The following is a 22907-nucleotide window of genomic DNA, read 5'->3' as shown; positions in this document are numbered from 1 at the left end:
GTGTGATTGCCACGCCTTTGCCTCGGATCCATCCATGTCGCAACCCTATCGCCCGCTTGCCACGCTAGGCGCCCTGCTCGGTTGGTTCGGGCTGGTGCTGCAGTTCTGGATGGCCGTTCGTCAGGCTGGCAGCTTGCTCGCCGGGGTGTGGTTGTTGCTGGGCTTCTACACGATCCTGACGAACCTGTTGGTGGCAGCGGCGCTTACCGCGACTGCGATCGGGCCGCGCGGCGCGGTCACGCGATTTTTCCTGCGCTCCGGGGTGAAGACCGCATTGGCGATGAGCATCACCATCGTGGGCCTGATCTACAACGTGATGTTGCGCGGACTGTGGCACCCCGAGGGTTGGCAGTTGCTGGCCGACGTGATCGTGCATGACATCATGCCCGTGTTGTATCTCATCTACTGGTGGCTGGCCGTAGCGAAGAGAGACCTGCGCTGGCAGCAGGTACTGGTCTGGCAAAGCTATCCCGCCGCGTATTTCCTTTACGTGCTGCTACGCGGCGCCGGCGATGGCTGGTATCCCTATCCGTTCCTGGACGTCCCGACGCTGGGTTATGTCCAGGTGGTGATCGACGCCTGTTTCGTCCTGCTGGCGTTTATCGCCGTGGGACTGGTGCTGGTCGCCATGGGCCGATGGCAGGCGCGCCGGCGCGGCGAGGTGGTCGCCGGCACAGTCTGAAGCGATAGCCCAGGCCCGCGATCTAGGCTTGGCGCAGGTCTTCGACGACGTCGCCAAAATGCAGCGTTTCTTCCTCATGCGCCTGGTCGCGCCAGGTCTCGGCGAGTGCGGCGTCGTACCAGCGACGCATGGACGGTAGCGCCAGCAGTCGTTGCGCATACTCCGCGGCGGGGCGATCCAGCGCGAGGTCGTAGGTCTGCACGCGGAACGCTACCGGCGCAAAGAACGCATCGACCCCGGTAAACGTCTTGCCCGCGAGGAAAGGGCCACCAAAGCGCGCCAAGCCTTCGGTCCAAAGTTCATTGATACGGACGATATCCGCCTTCAGGGCCGAGCCGATGTCACGCAAGCGCACGCGAATGCCGCAATTCATCCCGCATTGGTCGCGCAGGGTGGCGAAACCGGAATGCATCTCCGCCGCGGCACAACGCGCCCAGGTGCGGGCCGCCGTATCGGACGGCCAAACCTGTGGATGACGTTCGGCAAGGTATTCGGTGATCGCCAGCGAATCCCATACCACGGTGTCGCCATCCTGCAGGCAGGGCACGCGACCGGTGGGCGAGAAACTGCGGAAGCGGCTCCAGTTGGAACCCTGGTCGAAGGCCACCTGACGTTCCTCGAACGGAATGCCGAGCTCGCTCAGCAACACCCACGGGCGCAGCGACCACGAAGAGTAGTTCTTGTTGGCGATATAAAGTGCGGTCGTCGACTGGGTCATGGCGTCTCAGTGTTGTTTGACGGGTGTCGTCGTCACCGGTGCGGCGGACGATGGCGCACGGCGACGTGCATTGGCAAGCACCACGCCGCCCACGGTAACCACGCCGCCGATCAAGGTCAGCCAGCCCGGTCGTTCGCCCAGCCATACCCAGCCGATCAGCACCGCGATCGGTGGCGAGAAGTAGATGAAACTGCTGACCTGCGAGGCGGAGGCGCGGTGCAGCGCGGCGTTCCACGCGATATAGCCGATGAAGGTTGGCGCGATACCCAGCCACACCAGCGCCCAGATATGTGACGCGGGCGCGACGGTCAAGGCATGCGGCAAGCCCAAACCAAACGGCAGCGTGCCCAGCATGCCGGCGAAGAAGGTAAAACCTGTGACGCCCAGCATGCTGTTGCGCGCGAACAACGGCTTCTGTCCCACGAAGAAGATCGCCGACGACAACACGCTTACCAGCACCAGCGCCGCCATCGGCTCGAACTTCACGTCTTTGCCGCTGGCCAGCACCACCATCACCACGCCCACCAGGGCCACGCCGAGTCCGACCAAGGTGCGCGGTGACAGGCGTTCGCGCAGCCAGATCGCGGACAGCGCCGCGGTGGCGGCCGGCACCAGCGAAATCAGGATCGCCGCCGTGCCGCTGGCGACCCGGGTTTCAGCCGTATTGAGGCAGAGATGGTAGGCGGTCAGGCCGATTACACCGAGGAGCGCCAGCTGCGGCCAGTCGCGCCGCGCCGGCATCGGCACCCGCTTCACCAGCAGGAGTACGGCAAAGCAGAGCGAGCCGATGGCCAGGCGTGCAAGCGCCACTTCACCGGGCGTGAACGAGGCCAGCGCGTAGGCAATCGCGGCATAGGCGGACGACCAGGTGAGCAGGGCGATGCCGATATAGGTAAGGGCGCGCCCGTCGAGGCGTTCCGGGGTTTGCATGGGGAGGTTCCGTGGGAAAGCGTGCAAATCGTATGTCGGAGGGCGGGTGCGCTTGAATAATGGATCAGCGTACGATGCGGATGTTTCGCCAACGAACGAAATGTCCAATGAACGCACTTACCTTTGAATCGAAACCGATTTGGGATGTAACGGATTGGCAACTGCTGGAAGCCCTGCAGCAGGATGCGCGCCTTGGTTATGCGGAACTGGGACGCAAGGTGCGCCTTTCCGCCCCGGCCGTGGCCGAGCGCGTCAAGCGTCTGGAGGAAGCGGGCATCATCACTGGCTATCGAGCCGTGGTGAACCCGCGCAAGCTCGGCTACGAGATCGATGCCATGATCCGGCTGCGCTGCGACGGCGGTATCTGCGCACGCGTCGGCACCTTGGTGGCAGACATCCCCGAAGTGCTCGACTGCCGCCGCCTGGCCGGTGAAGACTCGGCCTTGCTGCGCGTGGTGGCGATGTCCATCGCGCACCTGGAAACCGTGCTCGACCGCCTGCTGAAGATCCACGCCAGCATCAGCACGACCACCCTGGTGGTGCTGCAGACGCCCCACGAGAACCGACCGCTGACGCGCGCCATGTGGAACGCCGGGCGCGCGCTGCTGCAGGACTAAGAGCCAAGCAGGAACTCAAACAGGCGCAAAGACCTGCGACCTTGGTCGCGGGCTCACCCAGTACTTTTGTCACGGTCGCGCGCGGACCGCGATGCGCATACTCCAACGACATTACATCGATCCAATCGTCGCCCGGGGAATTCGCATGCGCCGTCTGTTCTACCTGCTGCTGAGCGGCAGTCTCGTGTTGTCACCTTGCACCGCCCTGCTGGCCAAGGACGCCCCCACCGACAAGGCCGCTAGCGCAAAGGATGAAGACGTCCAGGCACCCACCACCGAAAGCGCCGTGCGCACCAAGCACAACGTCACCATTGGTGGCCATTCGATCGCCTATACGGCCACGGCCGGCAACCTGATCATCCGCGACGAGAAGGGCCAGCCGCAGGCCAGCGTCTTCTACGTGGCCTACACGGTCGACAACGGCAAGGCCGAAAAGCGTCCGGTGACCTTCCTCTACAACGGCGGCCCCGGCTCTTCCAGCATGTGGTTGCATATGGGCTCGTTCGCGCCGGTGCGCATCGAGACGGCCAGCCCGCAGGCCACGGCGCCCGCGCCGTACAGGCTCGTGCCCAACAACGACAGCCTGCTCGACAAGACCGACCTGGTGTTTATCGATGCGGTCGGCGCAGGCTATTCACGGCCCGTCGGCAAGGCCGAGGGCAAGGATTTCTGGGGCGTCGACCAGGACATCTCGGCGTTCTCGCGCGCGATCCAGCGCTACGTCACGGTCAACAACCGCTGGAACTCGCCCAAGTTCCTCTACGGCGAAAGCTATGGCACCACGCGCTCGGCCGCCCTGGTCGATGCACTTCAGGACAAGGGCATGTCGTTCAACGGCGTGATCCTGATGTCCTCGATCCTCAACTATGGCGTGCGCATTCCTGGCTACGACGAGATGTATGTCGGCTACGTGCCCAGCTACGCGGCCGCCGCCTGGTATCACAACAAGCTCGCCAACAAGCCGGCCGACCTGAAGACCTATCTCGACGAAGTGCGTGCGTTTGCGCGTGGGCCGTATGCCTCCGCACTCGCCAAGGGTCAGGATTTGCCGCCCGCCGAAGCCGATGCGGTGGCGCGCCAGCTGGCCAGCTATACCGGCATGCCGGCGAGCTACATCAAGGATGCGAACCTGCGCGTGGAGCCATCCCGTTTCCGCAAGGAGCTGCTGCGCAACGAACGCCGCACGCTGGGCCGCTACGACGCACGCTTCGAAGGCGTGGATGAAGATGCCGCTGGCGAGACACCGGAATACGACGCTTCGGATGCCGGCATCAGCGGTGCATTCGTCACCGCCTTCCACGACTACGTCACCAGCCAGCTGAACTATCACAGCGATCTGGAATATCGCCCGACCTTCAGTGACATCGGCAAGGACTGGGACTGGAAGCACCAGGCGGCCGGCATCAAGCGTCCGCTGCCCACGGCGTATGTGGCGGGTGATCTCGCGCATGCGATGCGTACCAACCCGAACCTGCAGGTGTTGTCGGTCAACGGCTATTACGACTTCGCCACGCCGTTCTTCATCACCGAGTACGACCTGTCGCACATGAACCTGGAGCCGTCCCTGCGCGGCAACCTGCACTTCGTGTACTACCCCTCGGGACACATGATTTACCTGAACACCGAGGCGTTGCAGCAGCTCAAGGGCGATCTGTCCCGCTACTACGACAACACCACCCACCTTTGATCTGCGCCGTACCGGAGACGATCCCCATGCGCCACTACGCACTCACTTCGCTCGCCCTCGCCACCGTGCTGGCCCTGGGCACCCTGCCGCTGCACGCGGCCGACACCGACAGCAAGGACGCGCCCAAGGCGCAGGCCGACAAGAAAGACGCGGACAAGGCCGACAAGACTGCCTCGGATGAGCAGCCCATTCCGGCCGAGCGCGCGGTAACGACCAAGCACAGCATCAAGATCAACGGCCGCACGATCGACTACAAGGCCACCGCGGGCACGATGTTGATCCGCGACGACAAGGGCAAGCCCACGGTGAGCTTCTTCTACGTCGCCTATACGATGGACGGCGGCAAGGGTGGCAAGCGCCCGGTGACGTTCTTCTACAACGGCGGCCCCGGCTCGTCGTCCATGTGGTTGCACATGGGCTCCTATGGCCCGGTGCGCGTGGCCAACGAGGGTGACAAGCCTATTCCGCCGGCGCCGTACCGTACGGTGCCCAACGAACAGAGCCTGCTCGACAAGACCGACCTGGTGTTCATCGATGCGCCGGGCACGGGCTATTCGCAGCTGGTGGGCAAGGCCGAGGGCAAGGACTTCTACGGCGTCGACCAGGATGCCGATGCCTTCAGCAAGTTCGTCAACCGCTACGTGAGCCAGAACAACCGCTGGAACTCGCCCAAGTTCCTGTTTGGCGAGAGCTACGGCACCACGCGCTCCGCCGTGCTGGCGAAGGCCTTGCAGGAAAAAGGCATGGAGCTCAACGGCATCGTGCTGATGTCGTCGATCCTCGACTTCACCGTCGCCGCCCCCGGCATTGATCACGGCTATATCGTAAACCTGCCGACCGAAGCGGCGATCGCCTGGTACCACAACAAGGTGCCGAACAAGCCGGCCGATATCGGCACGTTCCTGGCGGAAGTGCGCCGCTTTGCTTCAGGCGATTACACCTTGGCGCTGGCCAAGGGCGATGCCATCGACCCGGCTGAGCGCGACCGCGTCGCCAACCAGCTGAGCAAGTATCTCGGCCTGTCGCCCCAGTACATCAAGGACGCGAACCTGCGTATCGGCCCCAGCCGTTTCCGCAAGGAACTGATGCGTGACGATCGGCGCACGGTCGGCCGCCTGGACGGCCGTTTCGAAGGCATCGACCCGGATGCCGCCGGCGAGACGCCCGACGGCGATACCGCCAGCGATGCCATCACCGGCGCCTATGTGGCCACGTTCAACGCGTACGCTGCCAACGAGCTGAAGTTCACCGAAGACCGTCCGTACCTTCCCAACAACTACGGGGTGATCGGCAAGAGCTGGGACTGGAAGCGCAAGAACAGCGGCGGCTGGACCCAGGCCACGTACGTGGGTAGCGACCTCGGCGACGCCATGCGCCGCAATCCGCACCTCAAGGTGTTCTCGGCCAACGGTTACTATGACCTCGCCACGCCGTTCTACGCCACCGAGTTCGATCTCTCGCACCTGGGCCTGGAACCGGCGCATCTGAAGAACATCTCGTTCGGCTTCTATCCCTCGGGTCATATGATCTACCTGGACCAGAAGTCGCTTGAACAGACCAAGGTCGACCTGTCCCACTTCTACGACGACGCCGCTCCGTGACCAAGCAGACGCCACCAACGACCGACGGTTCCACGCCCGAAGAACCCATCGATCCGTCCCGCCGCCGCCTCTTGGGCGGCATGGCGGTGACGGGCGCTGCCTTGGCCATCGGCGGCTACCAGGGCAGCGCGCGCGCGGGCAAAGCGGTCGCCGACAGCACGCCGACCGCGCTCGATGCCGCCCTGCGCGAGCACATTCAGCAGGTCGTGGTGATCTACGCGGAAAATCGCAGCTTCAATAATCTGTTCGCGAACTTCCCCGGCGTGGAAAGACCACTCGCCGCGCTCACGCCCGAGGGCTATCTGCAGCGCGATCGTGACGGCTCGATCCTGAAGACCTTGCCGCCGATCTGGCATGGCCTGGTGCCACACGCGCAGACGGTGAATCACCGCAATTACGAAGTGAAGCAGGACGATCTCGTCGGCCTGCCCAATGCACCCTGGGCACTGCGTACCGGCAAGGGCGAGCCGTTGCCGCACGGCGTGGTCACGCGCGATCTGGTGCACAGCTTCTACAACAACCAGCTGCAGATCAACGGTGGCAAGAACGACGGCTTCGTCGCCTGGGGCGATACCGGCGCCATGGTCATGGGCCACTACGGAGACAGCGCGGCACACCTGCGTCTGTGGCAACTCGCGCGCCAGTTCACGCTGTGCGACAACTTCTTCATGGGTGCTTTCGGCGGCTCGTTCCTCAACCACCAGTACCTGGTGGCCGCGCAACCGCCGTATTACCCAAATGCCGATCAAAGCCCGGCACGTTTCAATATCGCCAAGACGGAAAGCGGCGAACCGACCGATGCACGCCTGCAGCTGGCCAGCGATTCGCCGGCCAGCGCGATGGCGGGCACGCCTCGCTTCGCCTCACGCAGCTCGTTGACGCCCGACTTCTGGGCCGTCAATACGATGATGCCGCCCTACGCGCCCAGCGCCACGGAATCGGGCAGCAACCCGGCCCTGGCCGATCCGGACAGCCCCAACACGGTGCCACCGCAGACGCACAAGCACATTGGCGATGTGCTGTCCGCGGCCGGTGTCGACTGGGCCTGGTACGGCGGCGCCTGGCAGCTGGCCCTGGATGGCAAGGGCGACGGCGACCAGCACCAGTTTCCACAGCGCCCGAACTTCCAGATTCATCATCAGCCACTGAACTATTTCAAGAGTCTCGCCCCCGGCACCGCGGCACGCGCTCAGCACCTGCGTGATGGCGGCGTGGGCGAAACCGCGCCAGACAACCGCTTCATCGCGGATATCGAAGCGGGCAGATTGCCGGCGGTGAGCTTCTACAAGCCGCAGGGCGACTTGAACATGCACGCCGGTTATTCGGACGTGGACGCGGGCGATCGCCACATCATGCGCATCATCGATGCGCTGCAGAAATCACCGGCGTGGAAGCAGGTGCTGGTGGTGATCACCGTCGATGAGAACGGCGGCTGGTGGGATCACGTGGCGCCGCCCAAGGGCGATCGCTGGGGACCCGGCTCGCGCATCCCCGCCGTCATCGTGTCGCCGTTCGCCAAGAAGGGCCATGTCGACCACACCATTTACGACACCGGCTCCATCGCACGCTTCCTGACCCGTCGCTTCGGCCTGGAAAAGCTGCCCGGCCTGACCCTGCGCGAGCAGGCGATGGTGGCTGCAGGTGGGCCGCCGCCGGGCGATCTGACCGCGGCGCTGGAGTTTGGCGCCGCTTGAGAGCAGCCTGCCCGCTCGCCGCCGCCAGTCCGGTAGGGGTGAGCGGGCACGAACCACTCACGGCCGCGATGCCATACTCGGTTCGAACCGCTGCCGGAGAGGATCGCCATGCATCGCACCCGTCTTGCCGTTGCCATGCTCGCCATGTTGCTTGCCGTGGCGGCCAGCCATGCCCAATCGGGCTACGGCGGTATCGCCAACACGGCACAAAAGGCCATGAAGAACTTCGACATCGCCGACAAGAACCATGACGGCCTGTTGACCCGGGAAGAGGCCGAGAAGGTGCCGTTCATCAAGGCACATTTCGACCAGATCGACACGACCCACCGCGGTGCCGTGTCCAAGCAGGACGTGCGCGACTACATCGGTTCGCTGCAGCGTCCGGCGCCGGCTAGCACCACGCATTGACGTTCGAGCCGCGGTTCCGCGCCTCCGCCTAAACGTACCGTCATCCCAGCGAAACCTGGGATCCAGCGACTTCGGCTCTTGATTCAAGGCACTGGATCCCAGCGTTCGCTGGGATGACGGTGAGGGAACGGGAATCCCTTCCAGGATGACCATCGGTACCGGCGGCCGTCACACCGTCGATGGCATACTCGGCGTTCCTGCTGATGGAGTCTCCCCGATGCGCCCGTTACATGTCCTTGCCGTCGGCGCCCTCGTGCTGCCGCTGAGCGCCTTCGCCGCCGATCCGCATTCCTTCGCCCAGCCCGACCAGGTCCGCGTGACCCACCTGGATCTGGACTTGAAGATCGACTTCCCGCAGAAACAGCTGGACGGCAAAGCCACGCTGACCTTGGACTGGAAGAACCCCAAGGCCACCTCGCTGGCGCTGGACACGCGCGACCTGAAGATCGCCAGCATCGAAGGCATCGACGCCAAGGGTCATGCCAATGCATTGAAGTTCGCCCTGGCCCCGCGCGACAAGGAATTGGGCAGCAAGCTGACCATCGCCACGCCGCAACAGCCGGCGCAGGTGCGCATCGTCTACACCACCGTGCCCACCGCATCGGGCCTGCAATGGCTGACGCCGGAACAGACGGCGGACAAAAAGCTGCCCTTCATGTTCTCGCAGTCGGAATCCATCCACGCCCGCTCGTGGGTACCGCTGCAGGACACCCCAGCAGTTCGCTTCACTTACACCGCGAACGTGACCGCACCGAAGGATGTGCGCGTGGTGATGAGCGCGATCAACGACGCCAACCATCCGCTCGATGGCAACTTCAGATTCAACCAGCCCCACCCGATTCCCTCCTACCTGTTGGCCATCGCCGCCGGCGACATCGCCGCGAAGGAAACCGGTCCGCGCTCAGCCGTGTATGCCGAGCCCAGTGTGGTTGGCAAGGCGGCGAAGGAATTCGAAGACACCGAAAAGCTGATCGCCAGCGCCGAGAAGCTCTACGGTCCGTACGCCTGGGACCGTTATGACCTGCTGGTGCTGCCGCCGTCGTTCCCGTTCGGCGGCATGGAAAACCCGAACATGACGTTCGCCACGCCGACCTTGCTGGTGGGCGACAAGAGCCTGGTCTCGGTGATCTCGCACGAGTTGGCCCACTCGTGGTCGGGCAACCTGGTGACCAGCGCCGCCTGGCGCGACATATGGCTCAATGAAGGCTTTACCACGTACGTGCAGGGCCGCATCACCGAGGCCGTCTACGGCAAGACCCTGGCCGATGAGGAAGCCTTGCTGTCGGCACGCGGACTGCAGAAGACCATCGGCGAGATGCCGGTCAATTCGCAGCGCCTCGCTCCGGAGCCGCGCGGCATCGGCGCCGACGATTCGCTTTCCGAAGTTCCCTACGACAAGGGCTCGTGGTTCCTGCGCACGCTGGAGCAGCGCTTTGGTCGTGAAACCTTCGATGAGTACCTGAAGGGCTACTTCAACCACTTCGCGTTCCAGAGCATCACCACCGAGCAGATGCTGGACTACCTGAAGGCGAATCTGTTCGACAAGAATCCGGGCAAGATGAGCTGGGACGAAGTGAAGGCCTGGGTGTACGACCCGGGCATTCCAAAGAACGCGCCGTTGCCGTCGTCGCCGCGCTTCGATGCGATCGACAAGGAACGCGCCGCTTTCCTCGCCGGCACCCTGGCCGCCGACAAGCTCGACGCCAAGGGCTGGAATACGCAGGAGTGGATGTACTTCCTGGACGGCATGCCGGACGTGGCGCCGCTGGACAAGCTCAAGCAGCTCGATGCGACCTGGCATCTCACCGGCACGCCCAACGCCGAGATCGGCATGCGCTGGTACACCCATGCGATCGCCGCCGGCGACAAGGACGTGTGGAGCGCCGCCGCCGAGCACATGAGCCGCATCGGCCGCCTGTACCTCACCATGCCGCTGTACAAGGCCTTCGCCAAGACGCCGGAAGGCCTCGCCTATGCTGAGCAGGTCTACGCCAAAGCCAAGTCGGGTTATCACCCGATGACGCAGCAAGCGGTCGAGGCCGTGTTCGCCAAGGCGAAGAAGGGCGACAAGACCGAGAAGTAAGACCTGCGCCCGCCTCCTTGCAAAAGGAGGCGGGCGACGCCATCGATGGTCGCGCCACCACGGCGCCCATTCTCTCTCGCCCAACGAGCACACCCCATGACGTCACCGACTCCGCCCAAGGCCCCGACTTCAACGCGCCCCTTGTGGCAGCGCCTGGCGCTGCGCCGGCTGAAGTTCCTCGCCTTTGTCGCCATGCTGCTGGCGGTGGGGCTGGGCGGCTCCTATCTGTTCGCGCCGCAATGGCTGATGAAGGCCGAGATCAAGCGGCAGGCCATGTCAGCCCATGTCGAGACGCATTCGGTGCAGGTCGGCGATACGAACTGGGTGTACTTCGAAGGTGGTCAGGGCCCCACGCTGTTGCTGCTGCATGGCTTCGCCGCGAGCAAGGAAGCGTGGCTCAAGCAGGCCGAGCTGCTGACGCCGCATTTCCACGTGATCGCACCTGACCTGCCCGGTTGGGGCGAATCCAGCCGCGTCGAGGGCGCCAGCTACAACATCGATGCGCAGGCGGCACGCTTGCAGGCCTTCGTCGAAGCCCTGCACTTGCCGCACTTTGTACTGATCGGCCATTCCATGGGCGGTGCGATCGCCGGCGTCTACGCGGCCGAGCACCCGGAACACGTGGCCGAGCTGGCCTTGCTGAGCTCGTTTGGCCTCAAGACCAACGAGAACGACTTCTCGCGCGCGGCGATGGCCGGCAAGAATCCCTTCGTGTATGACGATCGCGCAGGCTTCGAACGCGCCACCTCGCTGGCCTTCGTCACGCCGCCCTCCATGCCAGGTCGCTTCGTCGACGTACTGGTCAAGCGCAACCAGACCAACCGCGCCTTCATCGAACACACGTTCAATGAATTGCGCGAACCCTCGCAGTACCTGTCGGTGCAGAACCGTCTCGACCAGCTGAGCCTGCCGGTGCTGGGGCTGTGGTGCCACGACGACAAGATCGTCGATATCTCCGCCCTCGACAGCCTGCGCAACGGCCTCAAGAACGCCAGCGCCATCAGCACCAGCGTACTGACCGGCTGCAATCACATGCCGATCCTGGAGAAGCCGGAAGAGACGGCGCGCATCCTGACCGCGTTTGCGCTGTCGCACTGAGCACGCAAGCCCGGCCGTAGGAAGCCTGCCCCTTGCCGGCCTTGGCCCCGGCGCCCCGCGTGGCGCCGGACGCCAGTTCTCCGCCACTAAAGCCGGCCCATAAGCCTGGGGGGCAGCCCCTGTGGTTGCGAACCCGCCGGGTGCTGTAGGCTAGCCCGCGGGGAACCCAGGGGAATATCGATGCGTTGGCTACGCATGATAGTCATGGCCTTCGTGCTGCCGATCGCATGGCCGGCAGCAGCGAGTGATCTGACCGTGAAGGTGATCGGCGGCGACGGCAAGCCCGTCAGCGACGCCGTGCTCACCGTGACGCGCGATGCCCCGGCGCTCGATTCGGCCAAACTGTCCTCGAATGAGCGCCCTGCTTCGGCCACCAGGATCATCGACCAGAAGGATGAGACCTTTCGTCCCTACGTCCAGGTGTTCCGGCCCGGCGACATGGTGGTTTTCCGCAACAGCGATACCACGCGCCATCACGTCTACTCGTTCTCACCGATCAAGTCGTTCGAGTTCGTGTTGCGACCGGGCGAAAGCTCGCCCCCGCTGCCCCTGGATCACACCGGCATCGCTGCGGTCGGCTGCAACATCCACGATCACATGATCACGTACCTGTACGTGTCCGATGCAGAGAACATCGCCGTGTCCGGACCCGACGGACAGATCACCCTGCCGCGCCTCCCGACGGGTCAATACACCCTGCATCTATGGCATCCGCAATTGCACCCCGGGCGACCCGACGTCGTGCGTGCCATCCATCTCGATGGGAACACGTCTCCGGACCCCATCACGATGGCCTTGTCCTTGATCCCCGATCCGCGCCTGCAGATCGACCGCGAACACCTGGGGTATTGACCGGCAGCCATGGCCATCATCGGATTCCGCATGCGATTGGCTCTGTTCGTCGTGACGACGATCGTCGCGGTGCAGGCGCTGACGGCTGTTTTGGTTTCCGAAGTCACCCACCGCCAGCTCGTCGCCGAGGGTAAGCGCCAGCTCACGGTCTCGGCGGATGCCTTCGTCGATCAGTTGGACGATATTTCTTCCCGCGTGGCCGAAAGCGTGCAGATCCTCGCGCTCGATTACGCGCTTCGCGCCGCCATCGCGCAGCATGACAAGGACACGGTGTTCTCGGTGCTGCGCAATCACGGCCGGCGCGTGGGTGCGTCGCGCATGCTCATGATGGGACTGGACGGGACTATCCAAGTGGACACGCTTGGCGGATCGTCTTCGCTACAGCGCTTTCCCTTTCCCGACCTGATCGATCGTGCGTTCAGCCAGCGCACGGCTGCCGTGGTGGCCTTGGACGGCAAGGCGTACTGGATGGTGGTGGTACCGATCTACGCACCGCAGCCGGTCGCGCTGATAGGCGCCGGCATCCCTATCGACGATGCCTTTCTGGCGCGCATGCAGCATCTATCGGCGCTGCCCAAGGACATCGAGCTGGTGGCGCGGACGCAGGCGTCCCGATGGGATGTGGTCGCCCGCAGCGATTCACGCGTCGATCTGATGGGTGGCTTGTCATCCCTGACACCCCAACCCGCCCTCGAAAAGGTCGGCCGGCACGAGTATCTGGTGCTGGCGCGGCCGCTAAGCCCACTGCAGGAGAGTGCGCCCGTCCAGGCCGTGATTGGCTATTCACTCGATGATGCGCTGCGTCCGTACCATTCGGTCCTTTCGACATGGCTCGGCTTGCTCGCGCTGGGCCTGGTGCTGGGTTTGCTCGGTGCCTGGCTGATAGCGCGTGGGGTCTCTCGGCCGATCGAAGCGCTGGCGGCCTCCGTGCGGCGTATCGAGCAGGGCGACTACAGCGCGCCAGCCGCGGTCGAACGCCAGGATGAACTGGGGCAACTGGCCACGGCGTTCTCCACCATGACCCAGTCGATTCGTCAGCGCGAAGACCGCATCCGGTTTCAGTCCCTGCACGATGCCACCACGGAACTGCCCAACCGCACCGCCGCGGAAGCCTTCATCCAGCGAAGTCTGCAGGAGCAAGACAAAGGCGCGGTGTTGATGGTGGGCCTCACCCGCATTCCCGAGATCATCAAGACCGTGGGCCATGCGCTGAGCGAACGACTCATGCGCGATGCGGCCGAGCGGATCCGGCAAACGGCCACGGCAGGCTTCGCCGCGCGCGCTTCTGATACCGCCTTTCTGATCTGGCTGCCGCATGCGGGCCGGGCCGAGGCCATCGCCCTGTCGCTGCACTTGCTCGAGGTGCTGAACAAGCCCTATCAGGAGCCGGACGTTTCGATCGATACGGTGCCGGCCGTGGGCATTGCCATGCATCCGGACCACGCCCGTGCCGCCAGCGAGTTGCTGCAACGGGCCGAGATAGCCTTGTTTGCCGCCTTGCGGGTACCGCAAGCCGTGGCCTTCTACGATGCAGCCAGCGATCCGCATCGCCCCGAACGCCTGTCGCTGATGGGTGACCTGCGCGACGCCATCGAACGCAACGACGTGGTGCTGCACTATCAACCGAAAATGAGCCTGCGCGAACAGGTCATCGATGGCGCCGAGGCGCTGATTCGTTGGCAGCATCCCAAGCTCGGCTTCGTGCCACCGGATGCCTTCATCACGCTGGCCGAGGAAACCGGCAACATCCACCGCGTGACACGCTGGGTGCTGGCGACCGCCATTTCGCAATTGCAGCGTTGGTCGGCGCAGGGATTGAACTGGCATATTGCGGTCAATCTGTCGGCGCGCGATCTGCACGATCTCGAACTGCCACGGCGCGTCGCGCATCTGCTCACCTTGCATCGGGTGAAGGTCGAGCGACTGCGACTGGAGATCACCGAGAGCGCGGTGATCGGCGAGCCGGTCATCGCGATTCAAGTCCTGCGCGAGCTGGCCGATCTAGGCTTGCGTATCGCCGTCGATGACTTTGGAGTGGGCCAGTCATCGCTTGCCTATCTCCGAAAGCTTCCGGTGCACGAATTGAAGATTGACAAGATGTTTGTGCAGGGTCTTGCCACGCATGCAGACGACCGGATGATCGTGCGCTCCATCGTGGAGCTCGCGCATCGACTCGGTTATGGGGTAACCGCCGAAGGCGTCGAGGATGCCGCGGCCTTGGCCTATCTCACCAAGATAGGTTGTGATCATGCGCAGGGTCATTTTCTTGCTCCGGCGCTCGACACTGACAGTTTTGAGCACTTCGCCATCGGATTCGAGGTCGGAGCCACGCAATGACGCGTGCGGTGGGCTGTGCCTGCCTGCTCGCGCTGGCGCTGAGCCGTGTCGCCGCGGCGCAGGATGCCAGCCTCCACGCCTATATCGATGAACGCCTCGTTGCCGCGCCCGACCAGACCAGCTGGACGCAGGGTGGCTTCGGCAAGGCGCGGTTCGGCGGAGGCGACACCGAGCCCCGCTTCGGCGGTGCGGCGCTGATCGGCCTGGCACAGCTGACACCCGCGTGGCTTGTCTATGCGGACGTGCAGTATCAAACCTCCGACCGCCACACGCTCGACGTCGTCGAAACCTATCTGCGTTATCGGCCCGTCTCCACCAGCGCCTGGCGTTGGTCAGTGAAGGCCGGCGCCTTCCTGCCGCCCATCTCGCTGGAAAACGACGCCATCGGCTGGACCAGCCCCTGGACGCTCACACCGTCGGCCATCAACAGCTGGGTCGGTGAGGAACTGCGCGCGAAGGGTCTGCAGGGGCAGCTCGAATGGCGTGGCACCGACAACACCCTCGAAGCCACCGGCTCGCTGTTCAAGGGTAACGATCCCGCCGGGACCTTGCTGGCTGTTCGCGGCTGGTCGTTGAGTGATCTGACCTATGGCTTGGGCAGCTCCCTGCGTGAACCCGATGCCTTCGTCAACGCGTTCGGCGACCCCGACCACCCGCGCTACGACCCGTTCCAGGAGATCGATGGACGTTGGGGCTGGTATGCAGCCCTGACGTGGCATTCGACCGAAGTCGGCGAATTGACCCTCATGCGCTACGACAATCGCGCCGACCCGGCTGCGCATACGGACTACGAGGGTTCACCCGACGTCTTCGCGTGGCGCACCGTTTTCTGGAGTGCAGGTGCACGCACCGATACCGGCCCGGTGACATGGATAGCGCAGGCCATGGACGGCAGCACCGAGATCGACACCGCACCCGGCGCCAACCGCACGACGCGTTTTCGCTCCGCGTTCCTGCTCGCTGGGTGGAATCGTGGCGCTTGGCGGCCGGCGCTACGCTTCGATCATTTCAGCACCGGCGAGGACCTCAACGGGTCCCCGCTGGGACTGGGCGAAAGCGGTAACGCGGTAACGGCCGCGATCAACTGGCGGCCACGCTCGTGGCTGCGCTTCACCGCTGAAGTCTTGCACATCGAAGGTTCGCGCTCGGCGCTGCGGGTATTGGGACTGCCGACCCGATATTCCGATACGCAGACGCAAGTTGGCGTACGCCTGATTTATTGATCCAGACTCAGTCGGCGACGTCTGCAATCAGGCGGTCGAGCTCGGTCTTCAACCACGCGCCGTTGAGGCGCAGCCAGTCGCGCTGCTCGCGCCAGTCAGGAAAGATGCCTTCCACCTGCGCCCAGAAGCGCGGCGAATGACTGCGCACCTTCAGGTGACAGAGTTCGTGGGCGAGCACGTAGCGAAGTGCGGCGGGTGGCGCCAGCGCCAGTGCGAGATCGAGATTGATGCGATCACGTGTATCCAGGCTGCCCCACAGGCTCTTCATCGCACGGATGCGTAAGGCCGTCGGCGCGAGACCGAGTTGCGGCACGTAGCCGGCGAGCCAGCGCGACACGTCGCGACGCATTTGCGCTTCGAAGAAGGAAGCGAGCAGTCCACGCGCCACGGGTACGGCACGCGTGTGTGGACGTGGAATCACCAGGGTGATCGTGCCTTCGCTCGCCTCCACTCGAGGGTAGGGACCTTCGGCCCAATCCAGCAGCACGGTTTCACCGCGCAAGGGAAATTCGGTGGGCACGCCGACGCGCAACGGTGGCAACGGCTTGACGATGAGATGCAGCTCATCGAGCTTGCGCTCGAGCCAGTCGGCGTGATGGCGCAGGAATGCCGACACCTGGGCCGGATGCGTGCCGTGCGGATACGACAGACGCGCGCCCTTGGGCGTCACCGTAAGACGCAAGCGACGGGCACGCGGATGCGCGGCCTTGAGCACACGGATCGTCGTGCCGCTCGCAGTCGCCAGTTCCAGCCAATCGCCTTCTAGATGCTGCGTCATGTCCCGCCTGCCCTGCTGCTACCTGGCGTCCCGGCCGCTAGTGTCCCCTAGCTGATGTGGGGGAAGCATGCAGGCTTCGCAAGACGGGCCATGACTCGCCCTCAGGCCGCGCGGGAGCGTCCGTGCGGACCGATGGCGATAAATTCAACATAAATAATGACTTACCAAATGCCAACCACCCAGCGGGGGTGGCATCAGGGGTAAAACAGGGGCCGCTCAGCCCTCAGCCGGCCGCGGCAGGCCGAACCACTCTTCCAACTTGCCCAGCAGGCGCTCCAGCTCCAGCGTGAGCAGGGCAAAGCTGGCGTCGGCCTCGGCAGCCGCGTCCTGATGGCTATCGCCCATCTCGTCCAGGACCACGTCGAGGAACTTCAGCTTGCGCACGATCAGGTCTTCGCCGAGCACGAAGCTCATGCGCTCATCGAAGATGAGACCGAGCTGGAAGACCTGCTTGCCGTTGCGCAGGTGCTCCTTCACTTCCTCGCTGTCCAGATCCTGGCGGCGGCACTTGGCGATGGCACCGGTGGCGCTGGCCGGGTCGCGCAGCTCCACCTCGTCACCCAGGGTCAGGCCAGCAGGCAAGTTACCGTTGGCCAGCCAGTCGGTCATGAGCACGCGCGGGCCCTCTTCCGGCGCCAGCGGCACGGCGGGGAAGCTGCCCAGGGCCTCGCGGATCTGGGTCAATGCATTCTCGGCCGACTTGCGGCTGGAGGTGTCCAGCACCAGCCAGCCATGCTTCCTGTCCACATAGGCTTTCATGCGCGAGCTACGGATAAAGGCGCGCGGGACCAGGTCGTTGAGCACATCCTCCTTGATGCGCTTGCGCTCGCGGCCACCGACCTTGCGGTCTTCTTCTTCAGCGATCTTCTGCACGCGGCGGTGAAGTTCGTCGTTCACCACGGAGCTGGGCAGCAGTTTGTCCTCGCTGCCCACGGTCACCATGGTGCAGGCGTTGACCACGTGGGTGAGCGCCGCTTCCTCGCCGCGACCCACCGGTGCCACAAAACCCTTGGTGCCCATTTCCAGGGGACCACAGGGACGCAGGCGATGCTCGAGCAGCGCCTCGTCCAGGCGCTTCAAATCTTCGGCAACGGCGGGGGAAAAGCGAAAAAGCGTGAGGTTGCGAAAAAACATTCGTTATCCGTTCTTAGGCCGTCATCCCAGCGAACCCCGAAAGGGGGGCGTGCGCTGGGATCCAGCGTGATTAGCTATGCGCAAAAGGCACTGGGTCCCAGCTTGACCAGCCATTCGGCTGTTGAGAGCCGCTGGGACGACGGTGAGGTAATTCGAGGCTCAGCGGCTGACGGCAGCGACGGCGTTCACCACCGTATCTAGGTTCGCCCGATTCAATGCCGCCACGCAGATGCGCCCCGTACCGACGGCGTAAATGGCGTACTCCTCGCGCAAGCGATCGACCTGGGCCTTGCTCAGGCCCGAGTACGAGAACATGCCTGCCTGCTGCTGGATAAAGCCGTACTGCGGCTCACCCGCCGCGGCTAGCTTTTCCACCATGCCGGCGCGCATTCCGTGGATGCGCTCGCGCATCTCACTCAGCTCCTGCTCCCACACTGCACGCAGCTCGGCGCTGTTGAGCACGGCGGCCACCAGTGCGCCGCCATGCGTGGCGGGGCTGGAGTAGTTGGAACGGATGGTGCGCTTGACCAGCGACTGTACGCGCAAGGCTTCCTCGCGATCCTTGCCGACGAAGGACAGTGCCCCCACGCGCTCGCCATACAGCGAGAACGATTTGGAGTACGAGTTGGCCACGACGAACGACTCGATGCCCGACTCGGCGAACAGACGCACCGCCATCGCATCGGCCTCGATGCCCTTGTCGAAGCCCTGGTAAGCCATGTCGATGAACGGCATCAGACCACGCGCCTTCACCAGCGCGACCACCTGCTTCCACTGCTCGGCCGTCGGGTCCACGCCCGTGGGGTTATGGCAACAGGCATGCAACAGCACGATGCTGCCAGGCTCCAGCTTGTCCAGGTCCGCCAGCATGCCGGCGAAATTCAGGCCATGCGTCGCCGCGTCGTAATACGCGTAATCGACCACCTCGAAGCCGGCCGAGCTGAACACCAGGCGATGGTTTTCCCAGCTCGGATTGCTGAGGGCCACCTTGGCGTTCGGCAGCACATGCTTCAGTAGATCCGCGCCAATACGCAGCGCGCCGCTACCGCCGATGGTCTGCGAAGTGGCCACGCGACCGGCAGCGAGCAGCGACGAGTCCGCACCGAACACCAGCTTCTGGGTAGCCTGATCGTAAGCCGGCATGCCGTCGATCGGCAGGTAGCCACGCGGCTTGGCTTCCCGTGCCAGCGCCTGCTCAACGTCGCGCACAGCGCGCATCACGGGGATACGGCCCTGTTCGTCGTAATAGATGCCCACGCCCAAGTTGACCTTGCCCGGACGGGCATCGGCGACATAGGCCTCGGAGAGTCCCAGGATCGGATCGCCCGGGATCATTTCAACGGATGCAAAAAGAGACACGGCGCTACTCGTTGGGTAAGTTGAGGGGTTCACGACTCGTCCGGCGAACCGGCAAGCCACTGACGCGCTTCGGCGCGGGCACTACCTTCGCGCGCACCGAGCGCGGCGAAGTTGAACAGATTTCGATCAGCCAGCTGCGAGGGCGATACCTGCCCCAGCGCGCGAAAAATATTCTCGCTACGCCCCGGCTGCTGCTTTTCCCAGTCCTCCATCATGCGCCGAACCGCCTTGCGCTGGAGGTTTTCCTGCGACCCGCAAAGATTGCACGGAATGATCGGAAATTGCTGCTGCGTCGCGAACTCGGCGATATCACTTTCCCGACTATAGGCCAGTGGCCGGATCACCACGTGGCGGCCATCGTCCGAGCGCAACTTGGGCGGCATGGCCTTGAGCTGGGCCTGATAGAACATGTTCAGGAAAAACGTGGCGAGGATATCGTCACGGTGATGGCCTAGCGCGATCTTGGTGACACCGTTGTTGGCGGCCCACTGATACAGCGCACCGCGCCGCAGGCGCGAGCACAAACTGCACATGGTCTTGCCCTCGGGGATGACGCGGGTGACTGTGCTGTAGGTGTCCTGCTCGATGATATGAAAAGGCACGCCGCGCCCGGTGAGGTATTCCGGCAGCACATGCTCGGGAAACCCGGGCTGCTTCTGGTCCAGGTTCACCGCGATCAAGTCGAAGCGAACGGGCGCCTTGGCCTGCAGTGACAGCAGGATGTCGAGCAAGGTGTAAGAATCCTTGCCGCCGGAAAGGCAGACCATCACCTTGTCGCCGCCTTCAATCATGCTGAAGTCGGCAATGGCCTGGCCCACCTGGTGGCGCAGGCGCTTGGCCAGCTTGGCGGCCTCGTGATGCTGCTTGCGAGTGGAGTCGGGCTGGGCGGACATGATCAGGATCGAGCGGGTCGGCCTCCCATTGTAGCCGGCTGACCGCCCGCGGTCCGTCAGCGGTACAATCGGCCACTATTACCTAGCTGCCGCCGCCCACATGCAGGTCCAGGACCAAGCCGAGATCGCCCATCTGCTGGCCGAATTACGTGTCGAACACCGCGATCTCGACGTTGCCATCGAGCACCTGGCCGACTCGCTCGGACGCGACGAGTTGCAACTTACCCGGCTCAAGAAGCGCAAGCTGTTGTTGAAAGACCACATCGCGCGCCTGGAAAGCAGGCTGATTCCCGATCTGGACGCCTGAACGCGAAAATCGCCCCGAAAAAAAGCGCGGGACCAAAGTCCTGCGTTTTGTCTTGCTCATATGGATGCGCAGTCGCCGGGCACCCGGCCGAAGGCGAAGCGAAAGATAGGCCTTCTAGTACCCAGAGCAATAGCGTACGCACCCTTCGCCGCTTGGCGAAGGCGTTGGTACTGCCTGAGTACCAAACTATGCCGGCACCTACGCCTACGCCTGTATCGCCGCGCGTACTGGTGGTGGCGGCGGCATTGAAGACATAGCGTCCGCTCTCGCTTATCGTCTACGTGGATGACTTCAGTCGTACCGGAGACCCCATGCCCTCGCTCGCCCCGCTCCATCTGCAAGATGCCTATGTTCTGCTTGAACCCTTGACGATGGAGCACGCGCCCACACTGGAAGCGGCGGCGGCCGATGGCGAGCTGTGGAAACTGTGGTTTACCAGTGCCCCTGCACCGGGCGAAGCGGCCTCGTACATCGCCAAGGCACTTGAGGGACATGCTGCGGGCCATATGCTGCCGTTCGCGATACGTGAGAAGACGACGGGCGAGATCATCGGCACCACGCGCTTCTACGAATTCGCGCCGGAACTACCTCGCATTGCCATCGGCTATACCTGGTACGCCAGGCGCTGGCAGAAAAGCCACGTCAACACGGCCTGCAAGCGCCTGTTGTTGCGACATGCCTTCGAATCGCTTGATTGCGTGGCGGTGGAGTTTCACACCGACGGTCGCAACCTCGACTCGCAGCGCGCCATTGAACGCCTGGGCGCACGTCGTGATGGCGTGCTCCGCGCACATAAGCGGCGCCCGGATGGCAGCCTGCGAGATACGGTGTGCTACAGCGTCATCGCCAGTGAATGGCCGGACGTATCGCGATGGCTGAGCTTGCGACTGGAGCGGCTGGCGGGCTGAGTTGCCAGGATCGCCATCGGAATGGCCTTGGCGGCAAAGCGTGCGACGGCGACAGAAACGGCAGGCGTCCTTCAGAAAGCCTGCACAAGCACCCGTCTGGGCGGCGTTCGTCAGAGGAAAAGACCGAGGTTTTGACCGCCAAGATCCTGCCGTTTAGCGACGGTCATCGCAAAGTTTGGTTCTATATCGAAAGAAAGTCTCGTCCACAGCGTAATTCATTGCGACAATCCCCCCTGCCCTCGGGCGAGCGCGGAATGCCCGTGCTCGGCACCGCGGCCAGGAAGGAGCACGATCGTGGACCTTTTCGAAGCCAAGGGCAGCGCCGGGACCAGCGCCGAGGCGGTCACCGCCATCGAATCGCTGCTGGATCAGCAGCTCAGGATCGGACTCCTGCAAGGCGATCCCAAGACCCTCGCCAGCCAACTGGTGACCCAGGTGTGGGCGCAGAAGCCTGAGCTGTTTGAAGGAAGGATCGGTCCGAAACCCCATCGGGTTGCCATTGCCGCGATTGCCTTGGCTGCCGGCACGCGTCTTGAGGCCTATCGCAACAACGAAGCGCTTCGATCCTCGTACACCTTCGCGCTTGGCTTGATCCTCGATGAAGTAGCCTCCAACGCGCACGTCTACGCCTTGCACCCGGTAGACCATCAACTGCTCGATGCCGCGGCTGCTACGTTTGCGGAACCTGCAGGCGAATTGCAGCTCTCGCCGCTGTTCGAATCATTCGGGCTCTGATCCCTTGGCTCGGCCGTCAAAGCGCAGCATCGATTAAATTGACTGACCTGCCCCGGCTCGCGCCTTGCGTCGCAGGCGATATTCCTCGCGCCCCACGTAGAAGGCGGCGGCCGCCACCATCAGGGCGAGCAGGTACCAGGTGATCAGGTAGACGAGATGATTGTTGGGGAAGGCAATGACCGTGAGGCCACCTGTCGGCCATGAGGGTTTGCCATCCGCTGCAAGAGTCGGCGCAGCGTCGGCGTCGACGAAGTAAGGCGCAACCCGCTGCAGCCCCCGGGCTTGGGCTATCGCCGCCACGTCACGCGTATACCAGCGGTTTTGCGCGGGATCGTTGCGACGAAGCATCACTGACGGCTCGCTCATGCGCAGCAGACCGGTAAGCGTCACTTCGCCGCCAGGCCCGGGCGCGCATTGGCCGCGCAGAGCGCACCAGTCGGTCGGCACGAAGCCTCGATTGACCAACACGATGTCGCCGTCAGCCATCCGTAGCGGCGTCACTACCCAATAGCCGCTGCCCAGATCGGTCGCGGCCCATACCAACGTCTGCCGATCATGCAGAAACACGCCGGTGAGGCTGACATGCCGGTACTCATCGGCATCGGCGGTGACATGGGCCCATTGCTCAGGACCCGGTGCGGCGACGGGAGGCGCGTGCACGCGCTGATCGACGTGGGCGATGAGATCGCGCTTCCAGGCGAGGCGCTTGACCTGCCACGTACCCAGGGCCACGAAGCCAGCGAACAGCAGCAGCGCGAAGGCTGCGAGCAAGCTCAGCCCAAGTGGACCTCGCGGGCCGCGTACGACCTCGTCAGGTGGTGCCGTGGTGGATGTCATGACCGAGCGATGATCGCGTTATCTGC

Annotated in this window: 21 protein-coding genes; 14 read left to right on the top strand and 7 right to left on the bottom strand. The window is 63.9% G+C overall.

The genetic code is table 11. From position 1 onward, the window contains the following. Positions 1 to 34 precede the first annotated feature (34 nt). Positions 35 to 682: a Pr6Pr family membrane protein gene (locus OUZ30_RS01060; RefSeq protein WP_266180305.1), complete on the top strand. Its 648-nt coding sequence runs from the start codon at positions 35 to 37 to the stop codon at positions 680 to 682. 22 nt (positions 683 to 704) lie between these two features. On the opposite strand, the gene OUZ30_RS01055 is transcribed toward OUZ30_RS01060, so the two are convergent. Together OUZ30_RS01055 and OUZ30_RS01050 are read right to left on the bottom strand one after the other, a co-directional pair. Then, entirely contained in the window at positions 705 to 1400 is a 696-nt protein-coding gene (locus tag OUZ30_RS01055) for a glutathione S-transferase family protein (RefSeq protein ID WP_266180304.1), read from the bottom strand. A gap of 6 nt (positions 1401 to 1406) precedes the next feature. Further along, positions 1407 to 2330 (bottom strand): DMT family transporter, encoded by a 924-nt coding sequence (locus OUZ30_RS01050; RefSeq protein WP_266180303.1) that lies wholly within the window; start codon positions 2328 to 2330, stop codon positions 1407 to 1409. 107 nt (positions 2331 to 2437) lie between these two features. Here OUZ30_RS01050 and OUZ30_RS01045 point away from each other — a divergent pair, with 107 nt between their 5' ends. The 10 genes from OUZ30_RS01045 (at position 2438) to OUZ30_RS01000 (ending at position 15930) form a co-directional block, all read left to right on the top strand. Then, positions 2438 to 2947 (top strand): Lrp/AsnC family transcriptional regulator, encoded by a 510-nt coding sequence (locus OUZ30_RS01045; protein WP_266180302.1) that lies wholly within the window; start codon positions 2438 to 2440, stop codon positions 2945 to 2947. A gap of 145 nt (positions 2948 to 3092) precedes the next feature. Beyond that, positions 3093 to 4634: a S10 family peptidase gene (locus OUZ30_RS01040; RefSeq protein WP_266180301.1), complete on the top strand. Its 1542-nt coding sequence runs from the start codon at positions 3093 to 3095 to the stop codon at positions 4632 to 4634. A 26-nt stretch (positions 4635 to 4660) separates the two neighbouring features. Next, the gene (locus OUZ30_RS01035) at positions 4661 to 6235 is read left to right on the top strand and encodes a S10 family peptidase (protein WP_266180300.1); all 1575 of its coding nucleotides are present in this window, start codon (positions 4661 to 4663) and stop codon (positions 6233 to 6235) included. A gap of 80 nt (positions 6236 to 6315) precedes the next feature. Then, the gene (acpA, locus tag OUZ30_RS01030) at positions 6316 to 7929 is read left to right on the top strand and encodes an acid phosphatase (protein WP_425601503.1); all 1614 of its coding nucleotides are present in this window, start codon (positions 6316 to 6318) and stop codon (positions 7927 to 7929) included. A 108-nt stretch (positions 7930 to 8037) separates the two neighbouring features. After that, positions 8038 to 8337, top strand: coding sequence for an EF-hand domain-containing protein (locus OUZ30_RS01025; RefSeq protein ID WP_266180298.1), 300 nt, complete (start codon positions 8038 to 8040; stop codon positions 8335 to 8337). Positions 8338 to 8554: 217 nt separating this feature from the next. After that, on the top strand, positions 8555 to 10420 hold the full coding sequence (locus OUZ30_RS01020) for a M1 family metallopeptidase (protein ID WP_266180297.1): 1866 nt from the start codon (positions 8555 to 8557) through the stop codon (positions 10418 to 10420). Between the two features lie 96 nt (positions 10421 to 10516). Further along, positions 10517 to 11518 carry an alpha/beta fold hydrolase gene (locus OUZ30_RS01015; protein ID WP_266180296.1) on the top strand — a complete coding sequence of 334 codons (1002 nt, stop codon included), beginning with the start codon at positions 10517 to 10519 and terminating at the stop codon, positions 11516 to 11518. Positions 11519 to 11698: 180 nt separating this feature from the next. Further along, positions 11699 to 12370: a cupredoxin domain-containing protein gene (locus OUZ30_RS01010; protein ID WP_266180295.1), complete on the top strand. Its 672-nt coding sequence runs from the start codon at positions 11699 to 11701 to the stop codon at positions 12368 to 12370. 30 nt (positions 12371 to 12400) lie between these two features. Further along, on the top strand, positions 12401 to 14707 hold the full coding sequence (locus OUZ30_RS01005) for a putative bifunctional diguanylate cyclase/phosphodiesterase (RefSeq protein WP_266180294.1): 2307 nt from the start codon (positions 12401 to 12403) through the stop codon (positions 14705 to 14707). Beyond that, on the top strand, positions 14704 to 15930 hold the full coding sequence (locus tag OUZ30_RS01000) for a porin family protein (RefSeq protein ID WP_266180293.1): 1227 nt from the start codon (positions 14704 to 14706) through the stop codon (positions 15928 to 15930). The genes OUZ30_RS01005 and OUZ30_RS01000 overlap by 4 nt, the downstream gene beginning before the upstream one ends. A 7-nt stretch (positions 15931 to 15937) precedes the next feature. On the opposite strand, the gene OUZ30_RS00995 is transcribed toward OUZ30_RS01000, so the two are convergent. The 4 genes from OUZ30_RS00995 to ttcA form a co-directional block, all read right to left on the bottom strand. Further along, the gene (locus OUZ30_RS00995; RefSeq protein WP_266180292.1) at positions 15938 to 16708 is read right to left on the bottom strand and encodes a M48 family metallopeptidase; all 771 of its coding nucleotides are present in this window, start codon (positions 16706 to 16708) and stop codon (positions 15938 to 15940) included. Positions 16709 to 16924: 216 nt separating this feature from the next. Further along, the gene (locus OUZ30_RS00990) at positions 16925 to 17842 is read right to left on the bottom strand and encodes a recombination-associated protein RdgC (protein ID WP_266180291.1); all 918 of its coding nucleotides are present in this window, start codon (positions 17840 to 17842) and stop codon (positions 16925 to 16927) included. A 159-nt stretch (positions 17843 to 18001) separates the two neighbouring features. Beyond that, positions 18002 to 19201 carry an amino acid aminotransferase gene (locus tag OUZ30_RS00985; RefSeq protein WP_266180290.1) on the bottom strand — a complete coding sequence of 400 codons (1200 nt, stop codon included), beginning with the start codon at positions 19199 to 19201 and terminating at the stop codon, positions 18002 to 18004. A gap of 29 nt (positions 19202 to 19230) precedes the next feature. Continuing rightward, the gene (gene ttcA / locus OUZ30_RS00980; protein WP_266180289.1) at positions 19231 to 20094 is read right to left on the bottom strand and encodes a tRNA 2-thiocytidine(32) synthetase TtcA; all 864 of its coding nucleotides are present in this window, start codon (positions 20092 to 20094) and stop codon (positions 19231 to 19233) included. A gap of 100 nt (positions 20095 to 20194) precedes the next feature. Between ttcA and OUZ30_RS00975 the strand changes: the two genes are divergently transcribed. The 3 genes from OUZ30_RS00975 (at position 20195) to OUZ30_RS00965 (ending at position 22044) form a co-directional block, all read left to right on the top strand. Continuing rightward, on the top strand, positions 20195 to 20401 hold the full coding sequence (locus OUZ30_RS00975) for a YdcH family protein (RefSeq protein WP_266151005.1): 207 nt from the start codon (positions 20195 to 20197) through the stop codon (positions 20399 to 20401). A 311-nt stretch (positions 20402 to 20712) separates the two neighbouring features. Then, positions 20713 to 21309, top strand: coding sequence for a GNAT family N-acetyltransferase (locus tag OUZ30_RS00970; RefSeq protein ID WP_266180288.1), 597 nt, complete (start codon positions 20713 to 20715; stop codon positions 21307 to 21309). A 294-nt stretch (positions 21310 to 21603) separates the two neighbouring features. Then, the gene (locus OUZ30_RS00965; RefSeq protein WP_266180287.1) at positions 21604 to 22044 is read left to right on the top strand and encodes a hypothetical protein; all 441 of its coding nucleotides are present in this window, start codon (positions 21604 to 21606) and stop codon (positions 22042 to 22044) included. Positions 22045 to 22077: 33 nt separating this feature from the next. On the opposite strand, the gene OUZ30_RS00960 is transcribed toward OUZ30_RS00965, so the two are convergent. After that, a complete protein-coding gene (locus OUZ30_RS00960; RefSeq protein WP_266180286.1) occupies positions 22078 to 22881 on the bottom strand; it encodes an SURF1 family protein in 804 nt (267 codons plus the stop codon). Positions 22882 to 22907 lie beyond the last annotated feature (26 nt).

The organism is Dyella humicola (assembly GCF_026283945.1).
Lineage (GTDB): Bacteria > Pseudomonadota > Gammaproteobacteria > Xanthomonadales > Rhodanobacteraceae > Dyella > Dyella humicola.
This window is presented reverse-complemented; position numbering and strand designations above follow the sequence as displayed.